Here is a 10,614-nt window from a genome sequence, read left to right as displayed (position 1 = left end):
CCCGGAACTCGTCCGAGTTCCGGGCCTCCGCCGTGTCCGCCGTGTCCGTACGGTGGTCCGTCAGCGCCTCAGCGGCGGGTCGGGCCCTTGGGCATCCGCATGCCGCGGGGCATCGGCCCCTTGGGCATCGGCAGGTTGTTCATCAGGTCGCCCATGGCACGCAGCCGGTCGTTGGTCTCCGTGACCTGGGGGCCCTGGAGCACCCGGGGGAACTTGAGCAGCTTGGTGCGGAGCTTCTTCAGCTCCGTCTGGCCCTCGCCGGTGCCCACGACCACGTCGTGGACCGGGACCCCGCCGACGATGCGCGCCATGCGCTTCTTCTCGGAGGCGATCAGGCCGCGCACCCGGTTCGGGTTGCCCTCACCGACGAGGACGATGCCCGCCTTGCCCACGGCCCGGTGGACGACGTCCTGCTGCCGGTTCACGGCCACCGCCGGGGTGACCGTCCAGCCGCGGCCGATGTTGTCCAGGACGGCGGCCGCCGCGCCCGGCTGGCCCTCCATCTGGCTGAACGCCGCCCGCTCGGCCCGTCGGCCGAAGACGATCGCCATCGCCAGGAAGGCGAGCAGGAAGCCCAGGATGCCCAGGTAGACCGGGTGGCCGATCCAGAAGCCGATCGCGAGGAGAACACCGAAGGTGACGAGCCCCACGCCCGCGAGGACGAAGCCGATCGACTTGTCGACGCGCCGCGTCATCTTGTACGTCAGGGCGATCTGCTTGAGCCGCCCCGGATTCTCGGATGTTTCCTTCCTCGCCATACAGCGAAGTCTACGTCGCCCTTCTGCGCCCGGTCCCCGCGGCCTCCAGGACCGCGGCGGCCTCTGCCCGCGCCCGCGCCCGGCGGCGGTCCTCCAGGACGGCCGTCCAGGCGTTGCGGCGCGCGGTGCGCTGCCCGCCGGGCAGCAGCAGCCCTTCCAGTCTTCCCAGGATCCGTGTGGTGGTGTGCACCGAGAGGTCCCCTCCCCATGGCTGGCCCCGCGGGGCCGGTGGCGCGGGCGGTCCGTGGTCCCACCCTCGCCGAACGGTGTTACCAGCGGGTGACGGGAGGGTCAAAGACGCCGGGAGCCGGGCGAGCGGATCAGGCCGGGGGAGGGGCGGGGCGTCACGCCGCGGTGGCGCCCCGGCGCTCGACCGCCTGCTGGTACAGGCGTCCGGCGCGGTAGGAGGAGCGGACCAGCGGACCCGACATGACACCGGCGAAGCCGATCTCGTCCGCCTCGTCCTTCAGCTCCACGAACTCCTGCGGCTTCACCCAGCGCTCCACGGGGTGGTGCCGCGGCGAGGGGCGCAGGTACTGGGTGATGGTGATCAGCTCGCAGCCGGCCTCGTGCAGGTCGCGCAGGGCCTGGCTGACCTCCTCGCGCGTCTCGCCGAGCCCGAGGATCAGGTTGGACTTGGTGACCAGCCCCTCCGCGCGGGCCCGGGTGATCACCTCCAGCGACCGCTCGTAGCGGAAGGCGGGGCGGATGCGCTTGAAGATCCGCGGGACCGTCTCGACGTTGTGCGCCAGCACCTCCGGGCGCGAGGAGAAGACCTCGGCGAGCTGCTCGGGCACCGCGTTGAAGTCCGGGATCAGCAGCTCGACGCCGGTGTCCGGCATCAGCGCGTGGATCTGGCGGACGGTCTCGGCGTACAGCCAGGCGCCGCCGTCCTCCAGGTCGTCGCGCGCGACGCCGGTGACCGTGGCGTACCGCAGCTCCATCTGCCGGACGGACTCGGCCACCCGGCGCGGCTCGTCGCGGTCGAACTCGGCGGGCTTGCCGGTGTCGATCTGGCAGAAGTCGCAGCGCCGGGTGCACTGCTCGCCTCCGATGAGGAAGGTGGCCTCGCGGTCCTCCCAGCACTCGAAGATGTTGGGGCAGCCGGCCTCCTGGCACACCGTGTGCAGGCCCTCGCGCTTCACCAGGGACTGCAGCGCGTTGTACTCGGGGCCCATCTTCGCCCGGGTCTTGATCCACTCGGGCTTGCGCTCGATGGGGGTCTGGCTGTTCCGGACCTCCAGGCGCAGCAGCTTCCTACCGTCGGGTGCGACAGCGGACACGTCCGGCACTCCCCTTTGTGTTGGATGGCCTTTGAATCTTCGGCGGACACCAGGGTACGCCTTGGCTTGTTCGGATCAGACGGCGCGGGGCAGCGGTTCCACCGACTCCAGCACCGCGCGCAGGTGCTTCTCCACCACGGGCAGCACCTCCGCGACGGTCACCGTCCTGCCCAGCTCCTGCGAGATCGAGGTGACGCCGGCGTCCCGGATGCCGCAGGGCACGATGCGGTCGTACCCGGTGTTGTCGGAGTCGCAGTTCAGCGCGAAGCCGTGCATGGTGACGCCCTTGGCGACGCGGATGCCGATGGCGGCGAGCTTGCGGTCGTCGCCGCGCTGGCCGGCGTTGGAGGGGGCGTACTCCGGGCCGCGCAGTCTCGGGTCGTACTCCTCGTCCGTCAGCCTCGGGTCGAAGTCCAGGTCCAGGCCGCCCAGCCCGGGCCGTCGCTCCGGGGCGCCCAGCACCCACACCCCGCTGCGGCCCTCGATCCGGGTGGTCTCCAGGCCGAACTCCGCGCAGGTGCGGATCAGCGCCTCCTCCAGCCGCCGTACGTGGGCGACCACGTCCACCGGGCGCGGCAGCTTGAGGATCGGGTAGCCGACGAGCTGGCCCGGGCCGTGCCAGGTGATCTTGCCGCCGCGGTCCACGTCCACCACGGGGGTGCCGTCCAGGGGGCGCTCGCTGTCCTCGGTGCGGCGCCCGGCGGTGTACACCGGCCGGTGCTCCAGGAGCAGGCAGGTGTCGGGGATCTCGTCGGCGAAGCGGGCCGCGTGGACCTCGCGCTGCCTCTGCCACGCCTCCAGATACTCCACGGCGTCGTCACCGAAGCCCAGGTGGACAAAGCGCAGCTCGCTCACGGCGGCTCCTCCTCCGGTCGTCTCGGGCCGCGGCCCACGTCGTTCCACGTCCCGGCAGCCACTGTACGGCGCGGGGGAGGGGAACCGGCGGGGTGGGCCGGGTGGCGGAGGGACGCGGCCGAGCGGTTCCGTTCCCCGCCGTCACTCACACGTATGGATGAAACCTCCGCGCAGACCCCCGGCGGGACGGGCCGGGCGGCTACATTCGCGCCGTTCCAGCAGGGCGCCCCGGCGTCTGTCGTACCCCAAGCCGTGAGGCAGGAGACCGCAAAGCCGATGTCGACGGAACGACCTGGGAAATCCTCCCAGCGCACCCCCAACCGCCAGCTCGCCGCGCTCATCGCCGAGGCCGGGTTCTCCAACGCCGGCCTCGCCCGGCGGGTCGACCAGCTCGGGTTGGAGCACGGACTGGACCTCCGGTACGACAAGACCTCGGTGACGCGCTGGCTGCGCGGCCAGCAGCCGCGCGGCACGACCCCCGCGCTGATCGCCGAGGTCTTCACCCGCCGCCTGGGCCGCAGGCTCACCGCCCAGGACCTGGGCCTGGACGCGTGCGCGCCGGTCTACGCCGGGCTGGAGTTCGCGGCCACGCCGAGCGAGGCGGTGGACATCGTCGGCGGGCTGTGGCGCAAGGACACCGGGAACCACGCCGAGCTGCGCAAGATCGCCTTCACCCCGGCCGGGCTGGTGGTGCCCAGCCGGGACTGGCTGATCGGCCGCCCCGACGAGCGGGTCGCGCGCGGCGAGCCCGCGCCGGAGGCCCCCAGGGTGCCCCCGCAGGGCCGCGCGCCCCTGCCGGGCCCCGCCGCCGTACCGCCGCCCCGGGTGGGGCAGGCGGCCCGGATCGAGCGGGTGGAGCGGGGGCCCGGGCAGCGGATCACGGCCGGGGACGTCGCCGCCCTGCGCTCGGTCGGCGAGCTGTTCCGCACCCTCGACCACGCCTACGGCGGCGGCCACGCCCGGCAGGCGCTGGTGCGCTACCTGGAGCACGAGGCCGAGCCGATGCTGCGCGGCGCCTACGGGGAGCAGACCGGGCGCCGGCTGTTCGCGGCGGTGGCCGACCTGACGCGCCTGGCGGGGTGGACGGCGTACGACATCGCCGCCCACGGGCTGGCGCAGCGCTACTTCGTCCAGGCGCTGCGGCTGTCCCAGGCCGCGGGGGACCGGGCGTACGGCAGCTACGTCCTGGTGACGATGAGCAGGCAGGCGGTGTACCTCGGGCACGGCCGGGAGGCGGTGCAGCTGGCGCGGGTCGCCCAGCAGGGCGTCGGGTCCTCGGTGCCGCCGGTGGTCCAGGCGCTGCTCCACGCGGTGGAGGCCCGCGGGCACGGGGTGCTGGGCGAGGTGCGGGCCTGCACGGCGTCGCTGGCCCGCGCCGAGCGGGCGCTGGAGCAGGCCCGGCCGGGCGACGAGGCGCCGCACTGGGCGCGGTTCTTCGACGAGGCGCAGCTCGCCGACGAGTTCGGCCACTGCCACCGGGACCTCCAGCAGTACCGCGCGGCGGCCCAGCACGCCGAACGCTCCCTGCAGCTGCGGGGTTCGGGCTATGTGCGCAGCAGGCTGTTCTGCCGGATGGTGCTGGCCACGGCCCGGCTGGGGCTGGGCGACGTGGAGCAGGCGTGCGCCCTGGCCGCGGAGTCGGCGCAGCAGGCCGCGGAGATGCGCTCGGTGCGGGCGCACGAGTACGTCAAGGACTTCGAGCGCCGTCTGGAGCCGTACCGGGACGCGACCCCGGTGCGCACCTACCGCGAGCGCGTCGCCGCCCTCGTCTGACGGCCCGGACCGCACCCCCGGGCCCCACCCGGCCACTCGGCCGACCGTGCCGCCGCGCCGCCACGCGGCGGCACGGTCATGTCCGCCTCAGGCCGCGGCGGGCAGGGCCGGGTCCCCCGGGAGCGGCCGGATGCCGAAGTCGCGGCGGATCGCGTCCGCGGCGCGCCGGGCCGAGCGCAGGGCGCCCCGGACGTCGGCGGTGTCGCGGTGGTCGCCGCAGACGTAGAGGCCGTACAGCACCCGGACCGGGCGCCGCGGATCGTGCGGCGCGGGAGTGGCGGGCACGGCCCGCGGGTCGTGGTGGGCGGCCAGCAGCTCCCAGCGGCCGGTCGGGACGCCGTACAGCCCGGCGAGCTGGGCGCGCGCCGCCCGGTCCAGCTCGGCGACCGGTTCGGACGCGGCGGCGCCCAGCACCACCGAGGTGACCAGCGCGCCGCCCGGCCGGGCGCGCGAGGGGTCCACGGCGCTGGCGACGGTGGTGTACGCCACCGGGCCGCGCCGGTCGGCGTCGAGCAGCAGCAGCGGTTCGTCCGTCGGCGCCCGGCCGGCGTCCACCGCGTGGTGCAGCACGGTGACCGGGCGGAAGTCCGGCACCCGCAGGCCCGGCAGCAGCTCGGCCGCGTCGTGCGCACCGGTGGCGATGAGCACCGCGCGGCAGCGGATCGTGCCGTGGTCGCGCGTCACCACGGCGTTCACGGCCACGGAGAGGGCGCGCACGCCGGTGCGGACGGTGCCGGGCGGCAGCCCGTCCGCCAGGGCCCGGGGCAGGGCCGCCGCGCCGCCCGCGGGCAGGCACAGGCCGCCGCGGGCGAAGTCGCGCAGCACCAGGTCGCCGATCCGGCTGGAGGTCGTCAGCTCCGGGTCGCACAGCAGCGCGCCGAGCAGGGGGCGCAGCAGGCTCTCGGCCGTACGGGGCGGCAGGCCGCGGACGGCCAGGGCCTGGGCGGCGGACCGCTCGGGGCGCAGGTCCAGGCGCTCGGCCGGGGTCGAGGCGAGCCGGGCGAGCTGCGCGTGCAGCCGCGCCAGATCCAGTGTGGTGCCGAGGGCGCTGCCCAGCGGGCGCCGGGCGCCGGCCAGGGCGCCCACCGCGGCCCGCGCACCCCGCGCACCCCGCGCGCTCCTGGCGCTCCTGGCCCCCCGGGGGTGGCGGGCGGTGCGGGGCGCGCCGACGCGCAGTCCGCGGTCGCCGCTGCGGATCAGCACCCCGGAGCCGAAGGGGCGCAGGTCGAGCGCCTCCAGACCGGGGCAGTGGCGCAGCTCGGGCCAGCCGGACGACAGCGGCCGGCCGTCGCGGTCCAGCCGGTAGCCGTCGATCTCCTCGGTCGCCATCCGGCCCCCGACGGAGTCGGCCGCCTCCAGCACGGTGACGCCCAGCCCGGCGCCGGTCAGACGACGCGCGGCGGCCAGGCCCGCCAGGCCCGCGCCGATCACGACGACGTCGGTGGTGTCCCGGTCCCGGCCGGGGTTCGGACGGAGTGCGCTGCCGGGCATGGGCCCTCCCGTGGTCGACGCTGCGGCGCGAGCGGACGTCCGGGGGGTTCCTGCCCTCCGAGGACGCGTCCGACGCGCGCTTTCTAGCCGACCCTAGGGAAGCGGGCGATCACGGACAGTCGCGCACGGACCGGGCACGGTCGCACACCGGTCGCGCACGGGTGTACGACGGTCGCACACCGGTCGGATACGGCTCGTGCGTCACTCGCGCACCGGCCGCGCACCGGTCGCGCAGCCGGCCGGAAGGCGCCCGGCCGGGGGCTCAGCGCAGCGCCGCCCTGACGGCGTCCTCGATGCCGGGGAAGGCGAAGACGAAGCCGGACTCCAGCAGCCGCCGGGGCAGCACCCGCTGGCTGCCGAGCACGTCCACCGAGAACTCGCCCAGCACCGCGCGCAGCACGGGCGCGGGCACGGGCAGGACGGCCGGGCGGCGCAGCACCCGCCCCATCGCGGCGGCCACCTCCCGCTGGGTGACCGGCTCGGGCGCGGTCAGGTTGACCGGCCCGGACAGCTCCTCGGTGTCCAGCAGGTGCCGCAGCGCGGCGATGTGGTCGTGCAGCGCGATGTGGCTCCAGTACTGGCGCCCGCTGCCCAGCGGCCCGCCCAGACCCGCCCTGAAGACGGGGAACAGCCGTCCCCACGCCCCGCCGGAGCGGGAGACCACCAGCCCGGTGCGGGCGTACACGGTCCGGATGCCCGCCTCCTCGGCCGGCGCGGCGGCCTCCTCCCACTCCTGGCAGACGTCGGCGAGGAAGCCGTGCCCGGGCGGCGCGTCCTCGTCCACGGCGCGGTCGCCGGTGTCGCCGTACCAGCCGACGGCGGTGCCGACCACCAGGGTGCGCGGCGGGACGTCGAGCGAGGCCAGGGCCTCGGCGACCGCGGCCGTGCCCAGGACCCGGCTGTCGCGGATCGTCCGCTTGTACCCCTCGGTCCAGCGGCGGTCCCCGACGCCCGCCCCCGCCAGGTGCACCACCGCCTCGCAGCCCACCAGCCCGGCGGCGTCCACGTACTGCCGCTCGGGGTCCCACTCCACCTCGTCCCCGGACCGCGCCGGGCGCCGCACCAGGCGGACCGTCTCGTGCCCGTCCGCGTGCAGGGAGTCCAGGAGGGCCTGGCCGATGAGACCGGACGAGCCGGTGACCGCGATGCGCATGGGGCCATCCTGGTGGACGCGCGGGTGGATGGCGAGGCACAGTGACCGGCATGTCCGTACAGCCCGTCATACGATCCGCCGAGCCCGGGGACGAGGACGCCCTCGGGGACCTGGACCGGCGCACCTGGTCGCCGGTGCACGCGGTGACCCCCAGGCCGCAGCCGCCGTACGACCCCTTCTTCGACACGACCCACCGGCCCCGGCAGTTCCTCGTCGCCGAGCTGGACGGGCGCCTCGCGGGGTACGTGCGGCTGGCACGGCCCACCCGGCTCGCCTGCAACGCCCACGTCCGCCAGATCCAGGGGCTGGTGGTGGACGACGGGGCGCGCGGCCGGGGCGTGGGCCGGGCGCTGCTGCGGGCGGCGATGGACGAGGCGCGGCGGCAGGGCGCTTCGCGGATCACTCTGCGGGTGCTGGGCCACAACGCGCCCGCGCGGGCGCTGTACGCGTCGGAGGGCTTCGCGGTGGAGGGCGTGCTGCCCGGGGAGTTCCTGCTGGAGGGCGGCTACGCGGACGACGTGCTGATGGGGCGCTCGCTGACCGCCGCGGGGCCCGCGGCGGCCCGGCCCGCCCCCGTCACGCCTCCGGCTCCCTGAACCGCTCCCACAGCCGGGGGAAGGCCGCGGCCAGGGCCCGTTCGTCCTCGAAGTCCACGGGTGTGCCCTCGGGTTCCGGGGGCGGGTCGGGCAGGCCCAGGTCGGGCAGTTCCAGGCCGGTGAGCCGCTCGTAGGCCTCGTCGGCCGCGCCGCCGATGTCGTCGCCCTCGCCGTCCACGTCCGGGTCGAAGTCCTCCAGCAGTCCGGCGAGCGAGTCCGGGTCGTGCAGCGCACCCTCGAACACCTTCCGGCCCTGGCCGACCAGCCAGCAGCGGAAGGAGTCGAAGACGTCGTCGCTCGCCCCGTCCAGCAGCACCCAGGCCGCGCCCCACACCTCCCAGCGCCAGGCCCGGTTCACCCGGGCCTCGAAGTGGCGGGCGAAGTCCACGACGGTCTCCGGGTCGAGCTGCGTCAGCCGGTCGACGAGCAGCTCGGCGTGGTCCACCGGATCGCCTCCGGCGGCCTCGCGGGTGCCGTCGACCAGCTCCCAGAACTCCGTCTCGTGCATCGTCACGGGACCAGGATCCGCCTTGCCGCCGGGACCCGCACGCGCCACGCCGGACCGGCGGGGTACCCGGCCCGGGCCGGCGGGAAAACCCGACAGGAGGTGTCCGGTATCGGTGGCAGCGTGCCCGGCACGCACAAGGCGTCACGCACACGCGGGAGGACACACGCATGAGCACGGCAGCGGCGGCGAGGGACACGAGGGATGAGGGGGACGCGAGGGCCGCGAGGGACCTGAGGGGCAAGGTCGCCCTGGTGGCGGGGGCGACGCGGGGCGCGGGCCGGGCCATGGCCGTGGAGCTGGGCCGGGCGGGCGCGACGGTGTACGTCACCGGCCGCACCACGCGCGGGAACGTCAGCGAGGTGGGGCGCGCGACCGAGACCATCGAGGAGACCGCCGAGCTGGTCACGGCGGCGGGCGGCACCGGCGTCGCGGTGCCGGTCGACCACCTGGAGCCGGAGCGGGTCCGCGCGCTGGTGGAGCGGATCGACCGCGACCACGGGCGGCTCGACGTCCTGGTCAACGACGTCTGGGGCGGGGACCACCTGCTCGACTTCGACACGAAGGTGTGGGAGGTCGAGCTGGAGAAGGGCCTGCGGATGCTGCGGCTCGGGGTGGAGACCCACCTGGTCACCAGCCACTTCGCGCTGCCGCTGCTGATCCGGCGGCCGGGCGGGCTGGTGGTGGAGGTCACCGACGGCACGGCGGAGTACAACGGTCCCCGGTACCGCGGCAACCTCTTCTTCGACCTCGCCAAGAACGCCCCGATCCGGGCGGCCTTCGGCCTGGCCGAGGAGCTGAGGGAGTACGGCTGCACGGCGGTCTGCGTCTCCCCGGGCTTCCTGCGCTCGGAGGAGATGCTCGACGGCTTCGGGGTGACGGAGGAGAACTGGCGCGACGCGGTCGCCCGGGAGCCGCACTTCGCGATCGCCGAGTCGCCCGCCTACATCGGCCGGGCGGTCGCGGCGCTGGCGTGCGACCCGGACGTGGCGCGCTGGAACGGGCAGTCGCTGTCCAGCGGGCAGCTCGCGCAGGAGTACGGCTTCACCGACACCGACGGGTCGCGGCCGGACGGCTGGCGCTACTTCATCGAGGTCGTCCACGGCGGGAAGGAGGCGGGGGTGGAGGAGTACCGGTAGGGGCGCAGGGGCGCAAGGCTCCGCGCCCTCCGCGTAGGGCCCGTGCGTCGCGCCCTACGCGTAGAGCCCGGCCATCCGCTCGGCCGCCCGCGCCATGCGCTCGCGCAGCTCGGGCGGGCCGAGCACCTCGCACTCCGGGCCGAGGGCGAGCAGCTGGCTGTAGGCGACGTCCAGGGACTCGACGGGCAGGGTGACGGTCGTCCGTCCCCGCCCGTCGGTCTCCCCCCGCTCCAGCGCCTCCTCGGCCGCGGCGCGGTCGGCGGCGTACCGCAGCGCACGCGCGCCGGCCTCCGTCAGCCGCACCACCGCGGTCTCGCGCAGGATCGAGCGGGCGAAGGAGGCGGCGCGCTCCTCCCAGAAAGAGGGCAGGTCGAACTCCCCGTCCCGCTCGAACCGCCCGTCCAGCGGGGCGACGGAGGCGAAGCGGTCCACCCGGTAGACGCGCGGATCGCCGTCGGCGCGGGCCACGAGGTACCACACGCCCGCCTTGAGGACCAGGCCGTACGGCTCCAGCGTCCGCTCCACCTCGCCGCCGTCCCGGCGGCGGTAGCGGGCGGCGACCGGCCGGTCGCCCCACACGGCCTCGGCCAGCTCCGGCAGCACCTCGGGGGTGGTGGGCGGCTGCCACCACCCCGGGGCGTCCAGGTGGAACCGCTGCGCCGCGCTGTGCGGGGCGTCCGCCAGCTCGGGCGTGAGCGCCGCCGCCACCTTCAGCCGGGCGGCCGACGCCGCGTCCGCCAGGCCCATGTCCCGCAGCGCGGCGGGCACCCCGGACAGGAACAGCGCCTCCGCCTCGTCCCGCCCCAGTCCGGTCAGCCGGGTGCGGTAGCCGCCGACCAGCCGGTAGCCGCCGGCGCGGCCCCGGTCGGCGTAGACGGGGATCCCCGCCTCCGACAGCGCCAGCACGTCGCGGGCGACGGTGCGCTCGGAGACCTCCAGCCGCTCCGCCAGTTCGGCGGCGGTCATCGACCGCCGCGTCTGGAGCAGCAGAACCATCCTGATCAGCCGGGCAGCGCGCATGCGCCCTATCATCCCGCCGGAGCGCGCGGTGCCGTGAGCAC

General features: G+C 75.6%; 11 protein-coding genes. 3 read left to right on the top strand and 8 right to left on the bottom strand.

The annotated features are described in order from the left end of the window. Positions 1-68: 68 nt before the first annotated feature. From QC029_RS22990 to lipB, 4 genes are all read right to left on the bottom strand, one after another. Positions 69-758, bottom strand: coding sequence for a DUF4191 domain-containing protein (locus tag QC029_RS22990; RefSeq protein ID WP_279557657.1), 690 nt, complete (start codon positions 756-758; stop codon positions 69-71). A gap of 10 nt (positions 759-768) precedes the next feature. Continuing rightward, on the bottom strand, positions 769-948 hold the full coding sequence (locus QC029_RS22985) for a hypothetical protein (protein WP_279557656.1): 180 nt from the start codon (positions 946-948) through the stop codon (positions 769-771). A 154-nt stretch (positions 949-1,102) separates the two neighbouring features. Next, positions 1,103-2,041 (bottom strand): lipoyl synthase, encoded by a 939-nt coding sequence (gene lipA / locus QC029_RS22980; protein ID WP_279557655.1) that lies wholly within the window; start codon positions 2,039-2,041, stop codon positions 1,103-1,105. 75 nt (positions 2,042-2,116) lie between these two features. Continuing rightward, positions 2,117-2,896, bottom strand: a complete 780-nt coding sequence (gene lipB / locus QC029_RS22975) for a lipoyl(octanoyl) transferase LipB (protein ID WP_279557654.1) — start codon at positions 2,894-2,896, stop codon at positions 2,117-2,119. A 276-nt stretch (positions 2,897-3,172) separates the two neighbouring features. Here lipB and QC029_RS22970 point away from each other — a divergent pair, with 276 nt between their 5' ends. Further along, entirely contained in the window at positions 3,173-4,669 is a 1,497-nt protein-coding gene (locus tag QC029_RS22970; RefSeq protein WP_279557653.1) for a regulator, read from the top strand. Positions 4,670-4,756: 87 nt separating this feature from the next. Here the strand turns inward: QC029_RS22970 and QC029_RS22965 are convergent, their stop codons facing one another. Then, positions 4,757-6,160 carry an FAD-dependent oxidoreductase gene (locus QC029_RS22965; protein ID WP_279557652.1) on the bottom strand — a complete coding sequence of 468 codons (1,404 nt, stop codon included), beginning with the start codon at positions 6,158-6,160 and terminating at the stop codon, positions 4,757-4,759. A 262-nt stretch (positions 6,161-6,422) separates the two neighbouring features. After that, positions 6,423-7,313: a TIGR01777 family oxidoreductase gene (locus QC029_RS22960; protein WP_279557651.1), complete on the bottom strand. Its 891-nt coding sequence runs from the start codon at positions 7,311-7,313 to the stop codon at positions 6,423-6,425. A gap of 50 nt (positions 7,314-7,363) precedes the next feature. On the opposite strand from QC029_RS22960, the gene QC029_RS22955 reads away from it, so the two are divergent. After that, on the top strand, positions 7,364-7,909 hold the full coding sequence (locus QC029_RS22955; RefSeq protein ID WP_279557650.1) for a GNAT family N-acetyltransferase: 546 nt from the start codon (positions 7,364-7,366) through the stop codon (positions 7,907-7,909). On the opposite strand, the gene QC029_RS22950 is transcribed toward QC029_RS22955, so the two are convergent. Continuing rightward, positions 7,890-8,417 carry a DUF4240 domain-containing protein gene (locus QC029_RS22950; RefSeq protein ID WP_279557659.1) on the bottom strand — a complete coding sequence of 176 codons (528 nt, stop codon included), beginning with the start codon at positions 8,415-8,417 and terminating at the stop codon, positions 7,890-7,892. The two genes, QC029_RS22955 and QC029_RS22950, sit on opposite strands and share 20 nt — an antisense overlap. A 167-nt stretch (positions 8,418-8,584) precedes the next feature. Here QC029_RS22950 and QC029_RS22945 point away from each other — a divergent pair, with 167 nt between their 5' ends. Continuing rightward, complete coding sequence (locus tag QC029_RS22945) at positions 8,585-9,553, top strand: SDR family oxidoreductase (RefSeq protein ID WP_279557649.1); 969 nt, start codon at positions 8,585-8,587, stop codon at positions 9,551-9,553. 54 nt (positions 9,554-9,607) lie between these two features. Here QC029_RS22945 and QC029_RS22940 read toward each other — a convergent pair whose 3' ends face one another. Next, positions 9,608-10,573, bottom strand: coding sequence for a YafY family protein (locus tag QC029_RS22940; protein ID WP_279557648.1), 966 nt, complete (start codon positions 10,571-10,573; stop codon positions 9,608-9,610). Between the last annotated feature and the right edge of the window lie 41 nt (positions 10,574-10,614).

This window comes from Streptomyces sp. DH37 (genome assembly GCF_029813835.1).
In the GTDB taxonomy this organism is placed as follows: Bacteria; Actinomycetota; Actinomycetes; order Streptomycetales; family Streptomycetaceae; genus Streptomyces.
Note: the sequence above shows the minus strand (reverse complement) of the source record. Positions and strands in the feature narration are given on the sequence as shown.